Below are 20,256 nucleotides of genomic sequence, written 5' to 3' on the forward strand. Positions count from 1 at the left end.
GCCTACTTCACGAACGGGTCAATGGTGCGGATCGTGCCGTCCGGGTTGTAGAACAGCTCGGTCACCTTCACGTTGCGCAGCCGCGTGTTGCCTTTGGAGAGCTGACTGTCCGCATAGAACAGCCACCAGCGGCCGTTATGCTCGACGATTGAATGGTGCGTCGTCCAGCCCAAGACCGGCAGCAGCACATGCCCTTTGTAGGTAAATGGGCCGTAGGGGCTTTCGCCGATCGCATAGTTCAGAAAGTGCGTGTCGCCCGTGGAATAGCTGAAATAGTACTTGCCCTTGTACTTGTGCATCCAAGCTGCTTCGAAGAACCGGCGCTCGGTGTCGCCACCCAGGATCGGCTTGCCTGCCTCGTCGAGGATCACGACGTCACGCGGCGTCTCGGCGAACTCCAGCATGTCGCCCGTCATCGCCGCCACCTTGGGCATCAGCGCCGGCTTGTCGGGGGCCTGAAGATCGGTTTTCGAACCGTTCGGATCATAGGTGCCGGTCACATTGCGCTGGAGCTGCCCACCCCAGATGCCGCCGAAATACATGTAGCTCTTGCCGTCGGTGTCGGTGAACACCGCCGGGTCGATCGAGAAGCTGCCCTTGATCGGCTGCGGCTGCGCCTTGAACGGGCCGACCGGCGACTTGGAAGTGGCGACGCCGATGCGGAACGCGCCCTGGCGATCCTTGGCGGGGAAGTAGAGATAATAGGTGCCGTTCTTGTAGGCCGCATCGGGCGCCCACATCTGCCGGTCGGCCCAGGGCACGTCCTTCACGTCGAGCGCGACCGGGTGGAGCGTCACTTTGCCGCCGACCTTGTCCATGCTGATCACCCGATAATCGCGCATCTCGAAATGCGCGCCCAGATCGTCTTCGGGGGTTGGTCCGTCGATGTCATGGCTGGGATAGACGTAGATTTTGCCGTTGAAGACGTGTGCGGACGGGTCTGCAGTGTAGATCTCCGTCACCAGCGGCTGGGACAGGAAGCGGCGGCCATCGGGCGCGCGGGGCTCTTCCTTCACAGGTGCGGTGGCGCCGGTCAGCGCCACAAGGGCTGTGCCAAGGGCAAAGGTGGCGATCCGTTTCATGTGCCTCTCCTGCGTATCGCGGTTCGTCGCCGCCATCATAAGGGAGCGCTACCATCCCGGGATGGGGGAGCACAAGCGCTCGCTAGCGGCGTGCGGGCGCGCCGAGATAGGCTTTCGGCAACGCCCCGGTGCCGATCGCCAGTCGTTGCAGCACGACATTGTCGTCGATCCGCCAGACCTTGAGGACGTGCCGGCCCGCCGGAGTGCCGGGGAAGCGCGCCTGAAGGACGCGGGCATTGTCTTCCACCGCCCGGTTCCAGTCCTTCTGCGCCTGGAGCGGGCTGTCGGTCGGCGCGGGGATCAGGCTGTCGGTCAGCACCTGCACCGGGCCATCGTCGAGCGACACGCCGATGCGAAGCTGGTTCTTGCCCGACACGTCGAGCGTCGGCACCAGGGTCAACCAGGCGGAGACATCGCCGCCGGCGGGAAGCGTCACATCATATTCGAGCCGCACGGCGTCGCGTTCGGTGGTGGCGGGACGGCCCTGCGGCAATGCGGTGACCGCGCCCTTGGTCCGGCCGAGATTGGGGATTACGCGCCAGTGCAGCCCGGCGCCGTCCACCGCGCGCGCATAATCCGGCGCCTCGATGCCGACGATCGTCGATGCCGGCGCGGCCGTGGGCACCGGCCTGGCGACCGCCGTGGCGGGCACGCGCGTCACCGGCGGCATCACCTGCGCCTCGGGCTGCTGCCAGTTAGTGTAGCCGATGTGGATCTGGCTCATCATGCCATCCCACTTGCCTCCGTTCGCGGCGTGATAGGCGGCGGTGAGCTCCGCATCGCGCCGGAACGCCGCTTCGGCCTGGTCGGCATAGCCGTTGGCGCGCGGATCGTTGGCCGCGGCGAGACGACGGTTCCAGGCGACCGCCCGGTGCAGCCGATACAGGTTCGCCATCGCCGCGATCGGATGTTCGACCAGCTGGAGATAGGCGTCGCGGCCGTCGGCTGGCAGCGCCGCCTTGACGCGGGCCATGTCACCTTCCAGCCTCGACCATTCGCCGACGAAGGCATCGAACTCCTCGGGCGTAAACGTAGCAGCGTCGATCAGCTCCGGCTTCCGCCGTGCGGCATATTGGCTGTAGCGTGTGACCAACTCGGCGATCGCATTCGCCTGCGCCGGCCCGAAGGTCGCGCCCGCCCAGTCGGCGGGAAAGCGCGTCATCGCCTCCAGCGTCATCGCCTCCGGGTCCCAGGCCTGCTTCATGAAAAAACTGAGCGGGAACTCCATCGGCTTGATGTCGCCGACGTTGACGATCCACAGCGCCCGCGCGCCCTTCGCCCAGGCGAGGTCCATCTGCTGCCAGGTCTTTTCCATTTGGCTGGTGTTGAGCCACTTGTAGTTGCGCGGGCCGCCGACATAGTCAAAGTGGTAATAGACGCCGTAACCGCCTCTGCGATCGAGGTCGGCGGTTGGCAGGCGGCGGATCTGGCCCCAATTGTCGTCGGAGAACAGCAGGGTAACGTCGTCCGGCACGCGCATGCCGTGGTCGTAATAGTCCTGCACTTCCTTGTAGAGCGCCCAGACTTGCGGCGTCTGCTCGGCGGGCCTGCCGGTGACATCGGCGATGATCTTGCGCTGGTCGGCAACGATCCGCTCCAGCAGCTCGGTCGCGGTACCCTCCGCCATCGCCTCGTCGCCGTCGCCGCGCATGCCGAGTGTGACGACGTTCTCGTACGGCGTGCCGTCGCCTTTGCCCATCATCCGCTCGATCCCGCCGCGCCAGAAGGTGCGCAGGTTGGCGGCGTTGCTGGCGTAATCCCACTTGCCGCCGGTCACCCCCTTGTCGGTATTGCGGTGCCATTCGGCATGCGCGCGGGTCATCGGCTCATGGTGGGAGGTGCCCATGACTACGCCCGTCGCATCGGCAAGCACCATGTTCTGCGGGTCGTCGGCGTTGAACGCCTGCGGCTCCCACATCGCGGGCCACAGGTAATTGCCCTTCATCCGCAGCAGCAGGTCGAAGACGTGGGCGTACATCTGGTGGTTGAAGCCGCCGAACCGCTTCTTGGCCCAGCTGTTGAGGGCAGGGGCCTCGTCGTTGATGAAGAAGCCGCGGTATTTCACCTTGGGCTGGTCGCGGCGCGCTCCGGCGGTGACGAACAGGTCTGTGCGGCGTGTGACCGGCACGTCGGCGAACCAGTGCCAGGGGGAGACGCCCATCTTCTCGGACAGGTCATAGGCACCGAATACCGCGCCGCGGCGATCCGCGCCGACGATCACCAGCGCGCGCTCGACGCCGGGATAGGGACGGTCGACGACGATCTGGCGATAGGCCTCCCACTGGCCGGCGAGGTCGGCGACCGCGATCTTGCCGCGGCGGACGAGATCATCGATCGCGGCGCTATGGCCTGCGACGCCGATCACGACCAGCGGTCCCGATGGCGCGGTGATGGCTGTCGCGCGGGAAGCGGGCTGGCCGCTGATCCGCGCGAGGTCAGCCGCAAAGCCGTCCGCGGCATGGCGCACCGCCGGATCGGCCTCTTCATCCACCAGCACCGTGGCGGGGCGGCCGGAGCGGACCAGCGCGAAGCTGCCGGGCTGTTCCGACGAACACATAGTCACCGCGCCCGGACAGGTCGGCGCAGCATAAGCAGCAGCAGGAAGCGTGAGCACGAGTGCGGCAGCGATGCGGAAGATGTTCATGTCCGTCCCCTTCGGGCAAAAAAAGGGGGCCGGCCGTAAAACGACCAGCCCCGTTAAGAGGACCCACGAAAGGCCCCAGAGGGACTTTAGAACCGACCCCGGATGCCGACCAGGACGGTACGGCCGGGATTATATTCGTTGAAGGTCGCGTTCTCGAACTGGAAGTAGCTGCTCTGCGCTTCCTTGGTGATGTTGATCACGTTCACCACCAGGGTCGGCAGGTAATCATTCTTGAAAATCTTCGCGAGATCGACGTTGCCGGAGAAATCGAGCTGGTTGTAGTCGCGTCCGAAGATCGCCGCCTGCGGGATGCCGTTCTGGTTCAGGCCCGACCCCTGCGAACCTTCATTGAAGGTCTGGGTCAGCCGCAGCGAAAGGCCGTTACCCTCGTAGTAGCCGGTCAGCGTGTAGGTGGTCGGCGCGACGCCGATCGCCACAGCCGGCGCACCCTGGCCCTCGCCCTTCTGGTCGATCAGCGTCAGGTTACCCTGGAAGCCGAATCCCTCGACGCCGATATACTTGGTGATGAAGTCGAGTGGCTGGGTCAGCTGGAACTCGAGACCGTTCACCTTGAGCTTGCCGTCCGCGTTCACCTGCTGCTGAATGACGATCGGCACAGCGGTGAGCGGACCGCCGTTAGCGCGACTGGCCAGCGCGTCGCGCTGCGCCGCGGTCAGCGAGTCGATGGTGATGCCGTAGGGCTCCAGGAAGGAGAAGGGCACCGTCTGGAGGCCGTTCACCGTAAAGCCGGTGATCGACTTGCGGAACGCCGCCACCGCGATCACACCCTCGCGCCCGGTGTAATATTCGAAGCCGACGTCGATATTGTCCGAGATGTACGGGTTAAGCGCGCTGTTGCCCACCGTGCCGACGTCCGCCGACGGCTGGACGAAGCTGGCGCCCGGCAGCATCGCGTTCGGATCGGGCCGCGTCATCGTCCGCGACAGCGAGCCGCGCGCGACCGCCTTGCCGCCCAGATCGAGGGCGATGTTCAGCGACGGCAGGAAGTTGGAGTACAGCGTGGTAGTGGTCGGAAATGTGACTTGGTTCGGGTAGCGGCCGCCGTCCGGGATGGTGGCGTTACGCGGATCGGGCACACTGACGCGGCCGCCGACGATCTGCTCGGTGCGGACGTAACGGATGCCGCCGTTCAGTCGCAGCGTGTTGTCGCCGAACTCGATCACACCGTTCGTCTCAGCGAAGATGCCGGTGACCTTTTCCTGGATCAAACCGCCATTGGCACCGCTGCTGCCCGAGCCGGTCTCGTCGGCATTGGCGAGCAACTGGTCGTAGTTGGTCGCGCTCTTGAACTTGTTCCAATCGACGGTGATGAAGCCGTTGCTGCCCGGCAGCAGGTAGCTCGGCACTGCCGCGGTGGGGATCACCGAGCCACCATAACTGATCGGCGCGCCGCCCGCAGTGAAGTTGGTGCCATAGCCCGGATAGGTCGGGAAGCCGGCGGGCGGCACCGTGCCGGGCTCGTTCAGGCCGGTGCAGGGGGTAGTGGCGGTGTTCGGCGTGGGCAGGTTCACGCTGGGATTGTTGCCGCAGATCAGGTTCTGCCACGGGTTCGTGGCATCGAACGGCGTGATCCGGCGCTTGGTGTCGTCATAGGCACCGCCGATGCGAACGCTGAAACGCTGGGCATCGCCGAACAGAAGGCTGCCGCGGACCCCCTTGGTCTCGGTCTCGCGCTCCTCACCATTTAGGTTGACGCGGCCACCGCCCGCCCAACCGAAGTTGTTCGGATCGTTTAGGTCGATGTTAGTCGAGATCTGCGGGATGCCGCCGTCGTTCTTGTAGTCGACGGTGACGCCGCTCGATGGCGGGGTAATCACCAGCACGGTCGGGCTCTCGCGCCGGAAGGTGCTCTTGGTATAGTTCGCCTGGATGTCGCCGCTGATCCAGTCGTTGACCGTGAACTCGGCACCTGGGTTTACGCCCCAGAAGTCCTGCTTGTCCTTGTAGGGCCGGTATTCGAGGAAGAACTGCGCATTGGCATAGGTGCCGCCGGTCACCACACAGCCGGTGGCGCAGTCGGTGCGATCATAGGTGGTGTTGAGCGGGATGGCGGCGCCGTTGCGGCCCACCCAGTTCATCGCGGTGCGGGTGAACTCGGTATCACGCCGGCCGTACATGCCGTCGAGGTAGAAGCGCAGCGAGTCGCTCGGCCGCCATTCCAGCGAGCCGATGAAGTTCTGCCGCTCGCGGAACCCGCGCTCGGTACGGGGGCGGCTGAGGCGTGGGATCAGGCCGTTGTCGATCTGGTCGATCGTCGCGCCGGGATTGTTGGCGAGCAGGAACGCCTGATCGATCACCGTCCCCGGGGTTAGGCCATTCCCTGCGTTCGCCGGCACGACGCCGGGGATCGAGAAGTTGCCGCCGCCGGTCGGGTTGGCGCCGGTCGGGCGCTGCGTCGCGGACAGGTTCGGATTGGTCCAGCCGATCGTCTCATAGCCATCAACCGCAAACTCGTTGCGCACCGCGGCGGCGCCGACCAGCACGCCGAATTCACCGAAGGTGGCGCTGGCGAGGACGTGGCCGCGATAGCCCCATTTGTCCGCGCCGCTGACCTTGGATCCCTGGAGCCCGTAGCTGATGTACGGCTTGGGATTGTCGAATGGCCGCGCGGTGCGCAGGTTGACGGTGCCGGCGGCGCCGCCTTCCACCTGGCTCGCGACGGGCGACTTGCTGACGGTCAGCTGGGTGAACAGCTCGGTGGGCAGCAGGTCGAGATCGACCTCGCGATTGGTGCTCTGCGCGTCGAAGCGGACGGAAGCGATCGCCACCGGCGCGCCGTTCAGCAACACGCGCGTGAAGTTCGTGCCCAGTCCGCGGATCGCGACGTTGGCGCCTTCGCCAGTGACCTCGCGGCTGATGGTGACGCCGGGGATGCGGTTCACCGACTCGGCGATGTTGGTGTCGGGGAATTTGCCGATGTCCTCGGCGAAAATGGTATCGGTAAACCCGACCGAGTTCCTCTTGGCGTTGGTCTGGCTCTGCAGCGAGGCCCGGTAGCCGGTGACGACAATGTCCTCGCCTTCGCCTGCGGCCGGATCGGCCGGCGGCTGATCGGGCGAGGAGGAGTCCATCTCGGTTGGCTGGGTGTTGGTGGCGCCCTGCTGCTCAGGGGCGGTGACCGGCGGCGCGCTCTCGACCGCGGTCGTGCCGGCGTCCTGCGCCACGGCGATCGCGGGATAGGCGAAGCCGGAAATCGCGGCCGCACCGAGCAGGCCGCAACGCAACGCACGAATACCTGAAACCATTCGATCCTCCCCTTTCTTCACCCCTGCTGATGCAGGTCGCGGCGCCATGTGGTAGCGCTATCACCATCAGGCCTAGTCTTGCGGCCATTTGCTGTCAAGCGGGAGTCTGAGCGCCAGTGGAAGAGTGGCGGGGTGATGGCCTGGCTGTGCTTCTCAACTGTGCTTGAAACACGCGAAAGGCGGCGAACTCATCGGTGGGGAAGTCCGTTAGCGACTCACCCGCCATTCGCTTCGAAATTCGGCGTGCGTCTCAGCACCTGCATCGCATCATGTTGCGACTTCGGGGCACGGCCTTGGTGCCGATCGCGAACGCCTGCCGGGTCAGGCAGCCGCGGCCGAAACGCGGACCGGTCAAGCCGCCGCTCCGCTTCGGGTGAGATGATGGTGTGTTCCCGCGCGACCAGCAGGTCGCATGCGGACCGGATCCGGGGGGACGGCTGCCTGGATCGGTGCCGTCCGCAGTCGCTGGCCCTGCCGACGGTCCATGGCGTCGAGAGCCCGACGCCGTCCGAAAGCGACCCCGCCGCAGCGGGATCGCCCGGGCCTTATGCCTTCACGTGCTGCGAGATGTACTTGTTCATCTCAAACATGGTGACCTTGTCCTTGCCGAAGACCTTCTTCAGCTTGTCGTCCGCCAGGATTTCGCGCTTGTTCTCGGGATTCTGAAGGTTGTTGGATTTGATATATTCCCACACCTTGCTGATCACCTCGCTGCGCGGCAGCCGGTCGGTGCCGACAACGGCCCCGAGCTCTTCCGAGGGTTGCACGGGGGCGTGAATGCCGCCGGTCTTGGTAGCCATGTCCTTCCTTCCTGTTACGCCGAACACTCGACGGGAATGCATACGCCCGAGGGAGAGCGTGCCGACCCTTGTGCGCCGTGGCGGGCCGCTTGTCACCTCCCCCGTGGAGGAGCGGCCCTGCGCACCCTCAGAACTTGAATCCGGCCGACAGGCCGTAACGCCGCGGCTCAAGTGTGAACACGTTGGTGAACAGGCCCGAGGACTGATCCGTCAGGTACAGGCCGGTCAGCGCGTTGTTGTCGAAGATGTTCTGGACAAAGGCGCGCACGAACCACCGATCGCTGGCGCCATTGAGCTGGATCTGCGCGTTGGCGACTTCATAGCCGGGCACTTTGTTGATCGCGCCGTTGAAGATATTGCCGTAGCTTTCGCCGGTATAGGCCAGGTCCATGCGGGGGACCAGCGACCAGCCGTTGGCGAAGTCGAACGTCTTCTGGATGCCGGCCGAAACCTTGACCACCGGCGCCTGCGGCAGCGCGTTGCCCTTGATGCTGACTCCTACGCCGTCGAGCACGCTGATCGCGCCGCCGGTTGTCGCCGCTGCGGTTTGCAGCACGCTGCACAGGCCAAAGGCACCGCTGCGCGCGCCCAGATTGGCGTCTGATGGGTAAGGGGAGGGGCCGCGCAACCCGAGGTTGGCGTTCACCGCGGTGACGAAACCTTCGGCGGCAGCCACGCCGCCGGCATTGGCCCGCACCACGCAATTGAAGGCGGCGCCGATGTCCTTGACGATCACGGTGTTCGGGTCGCCGCCGGACGGATCGCGCTGATTGATGAACGGATCGTTGGTTGTCACCTCGGTTTTCAGATAGCTGGCGCCGATGTTGACGACGACACTCGGATCGGGCCGGACCACCGCCTCCGCCTCGACGCCCCAGATGTTGGCATCGACATTGTCGTTGATCGAGGACCGCGCAACGATGCGGCTGAGTTGGAGGCCCTTGTACTTGTAGTAGAAGCCGGTGAGGTTCAGCATCAGCTTGCCGCCGGCGAACGTGTTCTTCGACCCGACCTCGAAGGCGTCGATCTGCTCGGGCTCGAAGGCGTCGGCGATGGTGAGGCCGGGCACCTGCACCGCGGGATTGAAGCCGCCGGACTTGTAGCCGCGCGAATAGGACAGATAGAGCAGGTTGTCGTCGGTGACCTTGTAGTCGAGTACGGCGCGGCCGGTGATCTTGTCGAAGGTCCGATTGCGGATCTGGACGGGCTGTATACCGGGCGTCACCGGATCGGCATCATAGCTGCCGTAATATGGCGAGTCGTAGGCGCTGCCGGTCTGTCCATAGGGGACCAAAAAGCTGGCGAGCGTAGAGCGCGCGCGCAGCGACTTCTTGTCGTTGTTGTAGCGCAGGCCTAGCGTCAGCTTGAGACGATCGTTGAAGTCGAAGTAGGTTTCCCCAAAGATGCCATAGGACTTGAGCCCGAAGCGTGGCGTGGCATTATGGAAATAGGGCGTGCCCAGAAACGAGGGCGGCAGCCCCGCGCTGAGCGACTGGAAGCTGCCCAGGATGCCCGTGACATAGTCGATGGCGAAGGCGTTGACGTAATAGTCGCCGTCGCTGATCCGGCCATCGACATAAATGCCACCGAGCAGGAAGTTGAACATCCCGTCGAAGTCCGACGAGACGATCGCCTCGGCGGACCAAAGCCGCGTCTTCTGGGTGGAACGGTCGAAGGCGGCTGGCACGGTGGCGCAGCGCTTCGCACCGCCATAGGAGCCGAGCCCATTCAACTGCGGCAGCGAGGTGCAGACCTGCCCTCCCGGCCCGTCCGGGATCAGCGCCGCGGCGATCGGCGCGAAATAGGCGCCGGGGACGCCCGGCACGGCGCCTGCGGCCAGGGCGGCCAGGCCGTTCAGTGCCGGCTGGATCAGCGACCGATTGGACACGCCCAGGTTGTAGTCCTGCGACGAATCGACGCTGGTTTCCTGGTAGATGCCGGTCAATTGCGCGCGGATCGGCCCGAAGTTGTGGTCGATTCGCCCCTGGATCTGGAGCTCGTCGGTTTTGTAGGTGGGTGTGAAGTCGGTGTTCACCTCGCGCGGGTCCTGCGGGTTGACCGATCCGGTGTAGCTGTCCGGTCCGTACAGGCTGTTAAGCCCCAATAGCTGGCCCAGCGCCGGATTGGCGAAGGTGATGCCCAGGAACTCGCGGCTGCCCAACGTGCCGGTGAAGCTGGAGTTGGTGTTGGTCCGGCCCGCGTCACGTCGCGCATTGAGGCAGCCGAGCGTGCCGGTTGGATCGCGCTGGCACAGCTGCTTCTGAATGCGCAGCCGGTCGTCATCCTCCTTGAAGTAATAGCCCATCAGGTCGATCGTGGTATCGATCGAGGGTTCCCACCGCAGCGAGCCGCGCACCGCCCACATATTGCGCCCATCGATATTGGTGTCGCGGTAGAGGTTGCGGGTGTAGCCGTCGCGCTTGAGGTAGAAGCCGGCGACGCGAACCGCCAGAGTCTCGGTCAGCGGCAGGTTGATCATTGCCTTGCCGCGGATCGATTCATAGTTGCCGATCTCAGCCTCACCCGATGCGGCGAACTTGTCGGTGCGCGGCTTGGCGGTGATCAGATTGACCACGCCGGACGTGGCGTTGCGGCCGAACAGGGTGCCCTGCGGACCGCGTAGCACCTCGATCCCATCGAGATCGAAATATTCGGTTTCGAAGATGCGTGTGGCGAGCAAGGGCGAGCCGTTGGTGTGGATAGCGGTCGCCTGGTCGCAGGAGATGCCCACGCACAGGTCGCCGATGCCGCGGATGGTGAAGGTGGAGGCGGTGAAGTTGCCCTTGGAGAAGGTGATGTTGGGCAGCGTCAGCTGCAGGTCGGACGCATTGTCGATCTGCTGCTTGTCGAGCGATTCGGCGTTGAAGGCGGACACGGCGATCGGCACGTCCTGCAGACGCTGCGACTGGCGCTGGGCGGTGACGATGATGTCGCCGGCATAGGCGCCCTGGCCGGCTGGAACGCCGCCACTCTCCTCTGGCGCGTTCGGAGTTGCGGTATTGCCCACCGGCGAAGTCCCGGCAGTCTGGGCAACGGCCGGAGCGGCCGCAACCAGCGCAATTGCCGACGCGGCAAGCAGTTCGAACTTGCTCATCATCCCCTCCTCCATGTCGCCGGTCTTCGCCGGCCTCGTGGTCTTCCACGATTGGGTATGGAGAGTAACGACCGAACTTTTGTTACGTCAATCCAGATAATCGCGCCATTCTTGCGTGTCCGCACCATTGTGGCCAAAGGGGAACATCTGCGTTTTCGAAGAATTGTTCTGCTGCATCGCAGCGGATGAACCATGGACAAGGATGACGATGACGATCGTGGCTGGCGAACCCGAGGACGGTGACCTGATCGGCCCCGATGGCAAGATCACGGTGCCGCAGGACGTCGCCGATGCGGTGCGCACGCTGATCCGCTGGGCAGGCGACGATCCCGAACGGGAGGGGCTGGCCGATACGCCGCAGCGCGTGGCGCGCGCATGGCGGGAATATTGCGCCGGCTATAGAGAGGATCCCGCGCATCATCTTTCGCGCGTGTTCGAGGAAGTCGGCGGCTATGACGAGATCGTGCTGCTGCGCGACATTCCTTTCCAGTCACATTGCGAGCACCACATGGCGCCGATCATCGGCCGGGCGCATATCGCCTATCTCCCCAAGGATCATGTCGTCGGCATCTCGAAACTTGCCCGAGTTCTCCACGCCTTCGCGCGGCGCTTGCAGGTGCAGGAACGGCTGACCGCCGAGGTCGCCGACTGCATCTGGCACGGCCTCCAGCCGCAGGGCGTGGCGGTGGTGATCGAGGCGAGCCACGCGTGCATGACTGCGCGCGGCGTACGCACCCCCGGCGTGTCGATGGTGACCAGCCGGATGATGGGCGTGTTCCGCGAGGATGAGCGCAGCCGGGCGGAGGTGTTGCGGCTGATGGGCATGCAGGGCCGCGCGTGACTGCGGCGGTGCTGGTCACCGGCGGCGCCAAGCGGCTGGGCGCGGCGATCGCGCGCCGGCTGGCGGCGGACGGGCACCGGGTGGTGATCCATTACCGGAGTTCCGCTGACGAGGCGCACGCAACCGCAGCGGAGATCGGCGCATCGACCGTGCAAGGGGACCTTTCCGATCTTGCCGCACTGCCGCGCCTGTTCGCTGCGGCGCGGGAGGCGGCGGGCATGCCGATCGCCGGTCTGGTCAACTCCGCCTCACGTTTCGAGTTCGACCGGCCCGAGCGGTTCGACGCAGCCCTGCTCCAGTCGCTGGTCGCCACCAATATCGCTGCTCCGGTCGCGCTGGCCGCCGAACTCGCCCGCCAGCCTGATCTGGCCGAGGGCGTGGTGATCAACCTCCTCGACCAGAAGCTCGCGAATCCTAACCCGGATTTCTTCTCCTACACCCTCACCAAGACGGCACTGGAGGGGGCGACCATCATGCTCGCTCAGGCGCTCGCGCCGCGGGTCCGCGTCAACGCGGTTGCCCCCGGCCTCACGCTGCCGAGCGGCGGCCAGTCGGCGAAGGAGTTCGAGCAGGTCGCCCGCCGCAACCTGCTGGAGCGTCCGGTCGGGGCGGAATCGGTGGCTGACGCGGTTGCTTGGCTGATCGGCGCGCGCAGCGTCACCGGCCAGACCATCTTCGTCGACAGCGGCCAGCGCTTCTGCAAGCGCGACGGCGACGTGATGTTCGCGGCGGACTGATGCCCGACTACACGATCCTGCTCGACGACCTCGACGTGGCGATGCGCCTCGGCATCCACCCGCACGAGGCCGAGCCGCAGCGCATCCGCGTGTCCGTACACCTCACCGTGGAGTATCCCGCGGTGCCGGAGGACCGGATCGATGCGGTGCTCGACTACGACTTCCTGCGGCAGAGTATCCACGCTCTGGCGACGAAAGGGTTCGCGCTCCAGGAAACTTTGGTGGAGTCGATAGCCGACCTGTGCCTCACCGATCTACGTGTCCGAAAGGTGCGAGTCCGCTCGGTCAAGCTGGACGTGTATCCGGATGCGACGGTCGGATGCGAGATCGTGCGTACACGCTAACTTCCCTCGCGTCATCCCCGCCCCTGCGGGGATGACGGTGGAGGTCACGCCCGGTTTGCCGCGCTCAGCACCGCGCGGACGCTGGCGGTGGCGATGTCGGTGTCGATGCCGACGCCCCAGACCGTTCGCCCGTCACTGGTGCGGCATTCGACATACGCCGCCGCCTGCGCGTCGGCGCCATGGCCGATGGCATGTTCGGCATAGTCGATGACGGAGAGGTCGGGTCCGGTCGACTCGGCCAAAGCCGCGATCACGCCGGAGATCAGCCCGTTGCCGCGCCCCGACAAAGAGCGCTCCTCGCCGTCGATCGCCACCCGGCCGACGAACAGCCGGTCGCCCGGCCCGCCGCTTTCGTCATAGTCGCGCAGCACGAAGCGATCGTCAGCCGAGGGGAGGTACGCCTGCTCGAAGGCGCCCCAGATGTCGGCGGCGTTGAGCTCGCGGCTGGTCTCGTCGGCGAGCGCCTGGATGTGGCGGCTGAAGTCCGCCTGCATGCGCTTGGGCAGCTTCAGCCCCTTGTCCTGCTCGATCACCCAGGCGACGCCGCCCTTGCCCGACTGCGAGTTGACCCGGATCACCGCTTCGTAGCTGCGGCCGAGGTCTGCCGGGTCGATCGGCAGGTAGGGCACTTCCCACAGATCGTCGTTGCGCGCGGCCTGCGCCGCGAAGCCCTTTTTGATCGCGTCCTGATGCGAGCCGGAGAAGGCGGTGAAGACGAGGTCGCCGGCATAGGGCGTGCGCGGGTGGACGGGGATGCGGGTGCAATATTCCACCGTCTTCACGATCGCGTCGATGTCGGACAGGTCCAGCCCGGGATCGACCCCCTGCGTGTACATGTTGAGCGCGACGGTCACGAGATCGCAATTACCGGTGCGCTCGCCGTTGCCGAGCAGGCAGCCCTCGACCCGATCGGCGCCCGCCATCAGCCCCAGTTCGGCCGCGGCAACGCCGGTGCCGCGATCGTTGTGGGTGTGCAGCGAGATCACCGCCGCGTCGCGATTCGGCAGGTTGCGGCAGAACCACTCGATCTGGTCGGCATAGACGTTGGGCGTTGCACATTCGACCGTCGCAGGCAGGTTGAGGATGATCGGCGCCTCGGGCGTTGGGCACAGCACCTCCATCACCGCAGCGCAGACCTCGACCGAGAAGTCGAGCTCGGCGGTGGAGAAGGTTTCCGGGCTGTATTCGAACTGCCAGCGCGTGTTCGGGCGCTTGGCCGCCTCGTCGCGGAGCACCTTGGCGCCCTCGACCGCGATCGCCTTCACCTCGGCGCGGTCCATGCCGAAGACGATGCGGCGCCAGGCGGGGCTGACCGCATTGTAGAGGTGGACGATTGCCGAATGCGCGCCGTCCAGGCTGGCGAAGCTGGTCTCGATCAGGTCGCGGCGCGCCTGGGTGAGCACCTGCACCGTCACGTCCTCGGGCACGCCGGCACGGACCAGGCCGGAGATGAAGTCGAACTCGGTCGCGCCCGCGCTGGGGAAGCCGACCTCGATCTCCTTGATCCCCACCTTGACCAGCAGGTCGAAGAAGCGCTGCTTCTTCTCGGCGTCCATCGGGTCGATCAGCGCCTGGTTGCCGTCGCGCATGTCGGTGGAGAGCCAGCGCGGCGCGCGGGTGATGGTGCGTGAGGGCCATTGCCGGTCGGGCAGGTCGATTGCGGGAAAGGGTCGGTATTTGGTCGAAGGATCGCGCAGCATGAAGGTCAGCCTCGTGGCCAGAGAGACCGGCGGGTCAGTGGACAGCCCTCAGGAGCGCGTGCCGGGTTGCGTCGCCCCTAAGGGCGGATAAGTCGAAGCGCGCGCTGCATTGCGGGACGATGCATGGCGGGGGGCGGCGCGCTTGTCCAGCCCGACGCGTTGAGTGTTTGGCAAGAGCTTGAACCTATTGGCTTCTTTCACGCCGGGGAGGCTCGAAGGAAAGCTAACATGCGTCAATTGCTCTACATCAGTTCGGCGGTGCGCGGAGCGGCAGTCGATATGGCCGCAATCGTCGGCCAATCGATCCGCAACAACCGGCGGGTCGGCGTCACCGGGCTGCTCTGGGGCGATGGCAAGCGCTTCCTCCAGGTGCTTGAGGGCGAGGATGCCGCGGTGCAGACGACCTTCGACCGAATCGCCGCGGACCCGCGCCACCGCGGCATCGTGGTGCTGCACGACCGGACGATCGGCGGGCGTGAGTTCGGAGAATGGTCGATGGTGTCGCGTGGGCCGCTCGACAGCGCCGATGCGTTCGACGATCGTATGCGGGCGGTGCTGGCAGGCGCGTCGCCGGCGGTGCGTGGCACATTCGAGGGGCTGGTCGCGGCGCGCCGAGCGGCGTGATCGCAAGCGAGAAGGGCGGCCGTCCGCTCGAAGGTCACCCTAAGTTGACACTAAGTTGACAACATCGACGACGTTCCCAGCCTGATGCGTCAGACTAGCGGGTCCGTGTGCCACCGCCCATGGCGGGTCAGAGCGAGTCAACGAAGTCAAAGAGCGCGGCGAAACCTTACCACACAGCGGCCTTGTAGGAAACGGTCCGGTCGCGACCGCAGCGCCGACAAACACCCGGTGGGGAGGTGACGACGCCGCGGTACGAACCGGGCGCTTACTTCTGGAACGCGGCGGCGATGTCGAGCTTCACTGCGTCGCCGACCATCGGCACGCCGAAGCCCAGGCCAAACTGGCTGCGCTGGATGGTGCCGGTGGCGTGGAAACCGACATTCTCCTTGCCGCCCATCTGCGCGGGCGCCTTGCCCGCGCCATAAAAGGTCGCGTCCAGCGTCACCGGCTTGGTGACGCCGTTGAGGGTCAGGTTGCCGGTCACCTTGGCAGACTGGCCGGACACCTGCACGCTGGTGGAAACGAAGCGTGCGTCGGCTGGGCTGGCGCCGAAGAAATCGGGTTTGCCGCCGTCCTTGCCGGCGCGCAGCAGGTGCGCGGTGAGGCCACTGCTCGCCGTGGTGACCTTCGAAACCGGGATGGTCATGTCTACCTTTGCGGCGGAGGGGTTCTTCGGATCGAGGGTCAGCGTGCCGGAGACGTCGCCGAAAATCCCGGTGTAGGGCGAGAAGCCGAGGTGATCGAGCGTCCAGGTCACCAAAGTGTGGCCCGGATCGGCGGTGTAGGTGCCGCCGGTGATCGCGGCGGCGTTCTTGCTGCCTGGCGCGGCGGCGGGCGCCTGCGCCAGTGCAGCGGTGGAGGCGAGGGCGAGGGCGGCGGCGAAGACGAGGCGCATGGCGAGACTCCCTGTTATCTGCCCGTGATTGAACCACAGAGCGCGCGTCGCGCAAAGCCCGTGCGGGCGAAACGGTCCGTTTAGGGCTCCACCCCGCGTACGAGATCGAAGCGGATTCGCACCCAGGTGCCCAGCATCGGCCGGCCATTCTCGCGCGGGGGGATCACCAGGAACTGCCACGCCGCCTGACGCAGCCCTTGGCCGATGCGAGACCCGGGCGTCTCGCCGATCACCCGGCAATCCTCGACATGGAAACGCTCGACCGTGCGGCACGCGATCATCCCCCAGCCTTGTGAGGCGCCCGCGGGCATGTAGGGCGCGATTTCGGCGCGGCTCGGCTCGCGATACCAGTCCGCGGCGTAGAGCGTCTTGCCGCCGGGCGCGAGGCTCGGGCCAGCGACGGCGCGGCCGGTCGAGGCGGTGCCCGCGTCCGCCTCACCGCGGGCCGGCGCGGTACCGCGGATGCGGCCGATGTCGGTGGCGGCGAAATCGGACGGGGACAGTTCGATCATGCCGGAGGGCGCCGTCTGTTCCTCGGGCACGGCGGTAGGCCTTGGCGGCGGCGGTGCCTTCGCCGGGGCGCTCGCCGCCTTTGGCTTGGCGGTCGCACGCTGCCGCTCGCGCGGCGCGACGGTGGCGGCGGGCGCCTCCTCCCCGGCCACATCGAAGGTCGAGAGGCCGCGACCGCCGAACGGCACGAACACCTTCGGCATCAGCCCCGCCAGGATCAGCAGCGCGATGATGCCGGCGGCGATCGCGACCGACAGCAGCGCCGAAACGGCGCGGCTGCCCGCTCCGCCCTGCGACCGATAGGAAGAGGCGGAGCCGGCCATCGGCCTGCCTCTAGCCGCTTTGCTTCAGCCGGGTGAGATCAGAGAACGAAGTCGCGTGCGGTCAGCACGATCTCCCCGGCGAGATGGATGGTCATGTCGGCGATGCCGTCGCCATCGACATGGAAATCCGCGATCGTCATGCCTGCGGCAGCGTCGAAGTGGACGATGATGTCGCCGGTGTGGTCTGCGGTCGCGCCGAAGTGGAACGCCTGATTGCCCCGCTCGGACGTGTCGGCGTCGATGTGGGCGACATGGATGCGGTCGCCGCGGCCGAAATCCAGGATCGTGTCGATCCCCTTGCCGCGGCTGTCGCCAATCCCGTGGTAGTAGAAGATGTCCTTGCCCAATCCCCCGGTCAGCTCGTCCGCGCCGCGGTCGCCGATCAGCAGGTCGTCGCCGGCATGGCCGAACAGCCGATCGTTTCCGGCACCGCCGTAGAGCGCGTCATCGCCCCCCGTCCGAGCCGTGGCGAGCCGCGGTGCGATGTAGTGCACGCCGTCCTTCGTCCCGGCCATCGACTGGTCGCCCAGCAGCAGATCGTTTCCGTCACCGCCCCTCAGCGTGTCGCCGCCACCCCCGCCGTAAAGCGCGTTCGCGCCCCGACCGCCGGTGAGATAATCGTCGAAGGCGGTGCCGGAGATGTTTTCGACGGAGGTGATCTGCATGGTGCCGCCGCCGCGGGTGTCCTGAAAGCCCGTCTTGCCGAGATCGACGACGACATAGCCGGTGGCGCGGCCGAGATCGTCGAAGTCGAGCAGATCGATGCCGGTGCCGCCATCCACCACCGTGCGTGGTTCGGCGGAGTAGCCGAGGCCGCGCCCGACCGTGAACGCGTCATCGCCGCCGAGCCCGACCAGGCGATCGTCGAAGCCGTTGGACACGAACCAATTGTCGGCCGCCGATCCGGTCAGGGTGTCGCTGAAGCCGGTGCCGACGATGTTCTCGATGCCGACCAGCCGGTAGGTCGCGCCGGGCGTGCCGGCCGGACGCAGGTCAACGGTTCTGCCGCTCACCGCTGCGGCAAAGGATACCGTGTCCTCACCTGCACCGCCGTTGAAGGTGTTGCCGGCCATGTAATAGGCATCGGCGACGAACAGGTCGTCGCCGCTTCCGCCGATCAGCACATTGTGCCGGCTGCGGCTGGTGAAGACGAGATTCGCGGTCAAGGCCGAGGCATCGATCCTGACGCTGCCTTCGTCTTCATAGACCCAGGTGCTGAACGCCCGAAACGAGACACCGTCCGCCAGCGTGATGTTCGCCTTCCCCTGGCTGTTGCTGACGGTCAATGCTTCGATGCGGAACGCCATCGCCCTCGTGATCGTCAGCGATCCGGCCACGTCGCGCGTCGACAGAGTGTCGTAGCCGCTGCTGCCGGACAGCCGGTCGAGTGCGTCGAATGCATTGTTCAGGTTGAACAGGTCGTCACCGGCGCCGCCCTTGGCTGAGTCATGCCCGCCGGCCGACAGATCAAAGACGTCGTCGTTCGCGGTGCCCTTGAAGCGATCGTCCTCGGTGCTGCCCACGTAGAGCTCGCCCTCCGTGCCAGCGGCGCGGGGCAGGCGGACCGACGGATCCTCGCTCGGCACGCGACGACGACCGGACACGTGAGTTTCAGGCATAAATTTCCCCCAGCGCCGGCGGGCCGCCGCATGCCCCCCGCATGCCTATCCGGTCCGCGTCTGCACGGTGCCACGATACAATCGAGCACGGCAGCCGGGCAAGCGCGGACCGGGTCGAGGGCCTCAGTTCTTCGCCTTGTCGACCAGCTTGTTGGCGCCGATCCACGGCATCATCGCGCGCAGTTCCGCGCCGACCTGCTCGATCGGATGCGCCGCCGCGGCCTTGCGCGCGGCCTTCAGCTCGGGTTGGCCGGCGCGGTTGTCGAGGACGAAGTTCTTGACGAAGCGGCCGGACTGGATGTCGGCCAGCACGCGCTTCATCTCCTTCTTGGTCTCCTCGGTGATCATCCGCGGGCCGGTGGTGATGTCGCCGTACTCCGCGGTGTTGCTGATCGAGTAGCGCATGTTGGCGATGCCGCCCTCGTAGAGCAGGTCGACGATCAGCTTGGTCTCGTGCAGGCACTCGAAATAGGCCATCTCGGGGGCGTAGCCGGCCTCGACCAGCGTCTCGAACCCGGCCTGGATCAGGTGGGTGATGCCGCCGCACAGCACCGCCTGCTCGCCGAACAGGTCGGTCTCGCATTCTTCCTTGAAGTTGGTCTCGATGATGCCCGAGCGGCCGCCGCCGACGCCCGAGGCATAGGCCAGCGCGATGTCGTGCGCGTTGCCGCTGGCGTCCTGGTGGATCGCGATCAGGCAGGGCACGCCGCCGCCGCGGACATATTCGCTACGCACGGTGTGGCCGGGACCCTTGGGCGCGATCATGATCACGTCGATGTCCGCGGGCGGCTCGATCAGGCCGAAGTGGACGTTGAGGCCGTGCGCGAAGGCGATCGCGCTGCCCGGCTTCATGTTGCCCTTGAGGTCCTGCTCCCAGATCGCCGCCTGATGCTCGTCGGGCGCGAGGATCATCAGGATGTCCGCCCAGGCCGCCGCGTCCTTGTTGCTCAGCACCTTGAAGCCGGCCTCCTCAGCCTTCTTCGCGGTGGCCGAGCCCTCGCGCAGCGCGATCGCGACCTCGGCGACGCCCGAGTCGCGCAGGTTCTGCGCATGGGCATGGCCCTGCGAGCCATAGCCCAGGATAGCGATCTTCTTGCCGGTGATCAGGTTCAGATCGGCATCGCGATCGTAATAGACACGCATTGTTGTTCCCCTTGGATGTGCCCCCGCGAAGGCGGGAGCCCAGGCTGAGTCCCCGCCTTCGCGGGGACACACGAAAACTCAGGCCGCCTCGCGTCCTCTTGCGATGGCGACGATGCCGGTGCGGGCGACCTCGATCAGGCCGACCTCGCCCATCAGCTCGACGAATTTGTCGATCTTCTCGATGCCGCCGGTCACCTCGAACACGAAGGAGGTGGTGGTCGCATCGACCACACGGGCGCGATAGACGTCGGCGAGGCGGAGCGCCTCGATCCGGTGGTCGCCGGTGCCCTGCACCTTGACCAGCGCCAGCTCGCGTTCGACATGCGCGCCCTCCGCGGTGAGGTCGCGCACCTTGTGGACGGGCACCAGCCGATCGAGCTGTGCGACGATCTGCTCCAGCGTCGCGGGGCTGGCGCTGGTGACGATGGTGATCCGGCTCACTGCCTTGTCGGCGGTGATCTCGGACACCGTCAGGCTCTCGATATTGTAGCCGCGCGCGGTGAACAGGCCGGCGATCCGGGCGAGGATGCCCGGCTCGTTATCGACGATCACCGCCAAGGTGTGGCGTTCGGCCTTTTCTTCTCGGATGTGCATCTGAACCTCACTCCCCTCCCTTTCAGGGAGGGGTCGGGGG

Annotated in this window: 15 protein-coding genes; 4 read left to right on the top strand and 11 right to left on the bottom strand. The window is 66.1% G+C overall.

Going from position 1 to position 20,256, the window contains the following annotated elements:
• Positions 1 to 2: 2 nt before the first annotated feature.
• The 5 genes from ACFDTH_RS05375 to ACFDTH_RS05395 all read right to left on the bottom strand — a co-directional run bounded on the left by ACFDTH_RS05375 (position 3) and on the right by ACFDTH_RS05395 (position 10,886).
• A complete protein-coding gene (locus ACFDTH_RS05375) occupies positions 3 to 1,082 on the bottom strand; it encodes a glycoside hydrolase family 43 protein (RefSeq protein ID WP_375286479.1) in 1,080 nt (359 codons plus the stop codon).
• Positions 1,083 to 1,164: 82 nt separating this feature from the next.
• Positions 1,165 to 3,726: a glycosyl hydrolase 115 family protein gene (locus ACFDTH_RS05380; RefSeq protein WP_375286480.1), complete on the bottom strand. Its 2,562-nt coding sequence runs from the start codon at positions 3,724 to 3,726 to the stop codon at positions 1,165 to 1,167.
• 86 nt (positions 3,727 to 3,812) lie between these two features.
• Entirely contained in the window at positions 3,813 to 6,992 is a 3,180-nt protein-coding gene (locus ACFDTH_RS05385) for a TonB-dependent receptor (protein WP_375286481.1), read from the bottom strand.
• Between the two features lie 545 nt (positions 6,993 to 7,537).
• The gene (locus ACFDTH_RS05390; RefSeq protein WP_375286482.1) at positions 7,538 to 7,792 is read right to left on the bottom strand and encodes an SWIB/MDM2 domain-containing protein; all 255 of its coding nucleotides are present in this window, start codon (positions 7,790 to 7,792) and stop codon (positions 7,538 to 7,540) included.
• Between the two features lie 127 nt (positions 7,793 to 7,919).
• On the bottom strand, positions 7,920 to 10,886 hold the full coding sequence (locus ACFDTH_RS05395; RefSeq protein WP_375286483.1) for a TonB-dependent receptor: 2,967 nt from the start codon (positions 10,884 to 10,886) through the stop codon (positions 7,920 to 7,922).
• A 208-nt stretch (positions 10,887 to 11,094) separates the two neighbouring features.
• Here ACFDTH_RS05395 and folE point away from each other — a divergent pair, with 208 nt between their 5' ends.
• From folE to ACFDTH_RS05410, 3 genes are read left to right on the top strand one after another with little or no spacing between them, the layout of a single operon-like run.
• A complete protein-coding gene (gene folE / locus ACFDTH_RS05400) occupies positions 11,095 to 11,727 on the top strand; it encodes a GTP cyclohydrolase I FolE (protein WP_375286484.1) in 633 nt (210 codons plus the stop codon).
• A complete protein-coding gene (locus tag ACFDTH_RS05405; RefSeq protein WP_375286485.1) occupies positions 11,724 to 12,464 on the top strand; it encodes an SDR family oxidoreductase in 741 nt (246 codons plus the stop codon). Before folE ends, ACFDTH_RS05405 begins: the two co-directional genes overlap by 4 nt.
• Complete coding sequence (locus ACFDTH_RS05410) at positions 12,464 to 12,808, top strand: dihydroneopterin aldolase (protein ID WP_375286486.1); 345 nt, start codon at positions 12,464 to 12,466, stop codon at positions 12,806 to 12,808. The genes ACFDTH_RS05405 and ACFDTH_RS05410 overlap by 1 nt, the downstream gene beginning before the upstream one ends.
• A 44-nt stretch (positions 12,809 to 12,852) precedes the next feature.
• On the opposite strand, the gene leuA is transcribed toward ACFDTH_RS05410, so the two are convergent.
• Entirely contained in the window at positions 12,853 to 14,508 is a 1,656-nt protein-coding gene (leuA, locus tag ACFDTH_RS05415; protein WP_375286487.1) for a 2-isopropylmalate synthase, read from the bottom strand.
• A 228-nt stretch (positions 14,509 to 14,736) separates the two neighbouring features.
• On the opposite strand from leuA, the gene ACFDTH_RS05420 reads away from it, so the two are divergent.
• On the top strand, positions 14,737 to 15,132 hold the full coding sequence (locus ACFDTH_RS05420; protein WP_375286488.1) for a BLUF domain-containing protein: 396 nt from the start codon (positions 14,737 to 14,739) through the stop codon (positions 15,130 to 15,132).
• Positions 15,133 to 15,397: 265 nt separating this feature from the next.
• On the opposite strand, the gene ACFDTH_RS05425 is transcribed toward ACFDTH_RS05420, so the two are convergent.
• The 5 genes from ACFDTH_RS05425 to ilvN all read right to left on the bottom strand — a co-directional run bounded on the left by ACFDTH_RS05425 (position 15,398) and on the right by ilvN (position 20,216).
• On the bottom strand, positions 15,398 to 16,027 hold the full coding sequence (locus ACFDTH_RS05425; RefSeq protein ID WP_375286490.1) for a YceI family protein: 630 nt from the start codon (positions 16,025 to 16,027) through the stop codon (positions 15,398 to 15,400).
• A gap of 80 nt (positions 16,028 to 16,107) precedes the next feature.
• Positions 16,108 to 16,860 carry a hypothetical protein gene (locus ACFDTH_RS05430; RefSeq protein ID WP_375286491.1) on the bottom strand — a complete coding sequence of 251 codons (753 nt, stop codon included), beginning with the start codon at positions 16,858 to 16,860 and terminating at the stop codon, positions 16,108 to 16,110.
• 38 nt (positions 16,861 to 16,898) lie between these two features.
• Positions 16,899 to 18,479 (bottom strand): calcium-binding protein, encoded by a 1,581-nt coding sequence (locus ACFDTH_RS05435; protein WP_375286493.1) that lies wholly within the window; start codon positions 18,477 to 18,479, stop codon positions 16,899 to 16,901.
• Positions 18,480 to 18,602: 123 nt separating this feature from the next.
• A complete protein-coding gene (gene ilvC, locus ACFDTH_RS05440) occupies positions 18,603 to 19,622 on the bottom strand; it encodes a ketol-acid reductoisomerase (RefSeq protein WP_375286494.1) in 1,020 nt (339 codons plus the stop codon).
• A 78-nt stretch (positions 19,623 to 19,700) separates the two neighbouring features.
• Positions 19,701 to 20,216, bottom strand: a complete 516-nt coding sequence (ilvN, locus tag ACFDTH_RS05445) for an acetolactate synthase small subunit (RefSeq protein WP_375286495.1) — start codon at positions 20,214 to 20,216, stop codon at positions 19,701 to 19,703.
• Positions 20,217 to 20,256: the final 40 nt, after the last annotated feature.

This window comes from Sphingomonas sp. (assembly GCF_042096255.1).
Lineage (GTDB): Bacteria > Pseudomonadota > Alphaproteobacteria > Sphingomonadales > Sphingomonadaceae > Sphingomonas.

Coding starts and splice junctions, on each gene's coding strand:
- ACFDTH_RS05425 (WP_375286490.1), bottom strand. CDS start 16,027: ATGCGCCTCGTCTTCGCCGCCGCCCTCGCCCTCGCCTCCACCGCTGCA.
- ACFDTH_RS05430 (WP_375286491.1), bottom strand. CDS start 16,860: ATGGCCGGCTCCGCCTCTTCCTATCGGTCGCAGGGCGGAGCGGGCAGC.
- ACFDTH_RS05380 (WP_375286480.1), bottom strand. CDS start 3,726: ATGAACATCTTCCGCATCGCTGCCGCACTCGTGCTCACGCTTCCTGCT.
- ACFDTH_RS05420 (WP_375286488.1), top strand. CDS start 14,737: ATGCGTCAATTGCTCTACATCAGTTCGGCGGTGCGCGGAGCGGCAGTC.
- leuA (WP_375286487.1), bottom strand. CDS start 14,508: ATGCTGCGCGATCCTTCGACCAAATACCGACCCTTTCCCGCAATCGAC.
- folE (WP_375286484.1), top strand. CDS start 11,095: ATGACGATCGTGGCTGGCGAACCCGAGGACGGTGACCTGATCGGCCCC.
- ilvC (WP_375286494.1), bottom strand. CDS start 19,622: ATGCGTGTCTATTACGATCGCGATGCCGATCTGAACCTGATCACCGGC.
- ACFDTH_RS05410 (WP_375286486.1), top strand. CDS start 12,464: ATGCCCGACTACACGATCCTGCTCGACGACCTCGACGTGGCGATGCGC.
- ACFDTH_RS05395 (WP_375286483.1), bottom strand. CDS start 10,886: ATGAGCAAGTTCGAACTGCTTGCCGCGTCGGCAATTGCGCTGGTTGCG.
- ACFDTH_RS05435 (WP_375286493.1), bottom strand. CDS start 18,479: ATGCCTGAAACTCACGTGTCCGGTCGTCGTCGCGTGCCGAGCGAGGAT.
- ACFDTH_RS05375 (WP_375286479.1), bottom strand. CDS start 1,082: ATGAAACGGATCGCCACCTTTGCCCTTGGCACAGCCCTTGTGGCGCTG.
- ACFDTH_RS05390 (WP_375286482.1), bottom strand. CDS start 7,792: ATGGCTACCAAGACCGGCGGCATTCACGCCCCCGTGCAACCCTCGGAA.
- ilvN (WP_375286495.1), bottom strand. CDS start 20,216: ATGCACATCCGAGAAGAAAAGGCCGAACGCCACACCTTGGCGGTGATC.
- ACFDTH_RS05385 (WP_375286481.1), bottom strand. CDS start 6,992: ATGGTTTCAGGTATTCGTGCGTTGCGTTGCGGCCTGCTCGGTGCGGCC.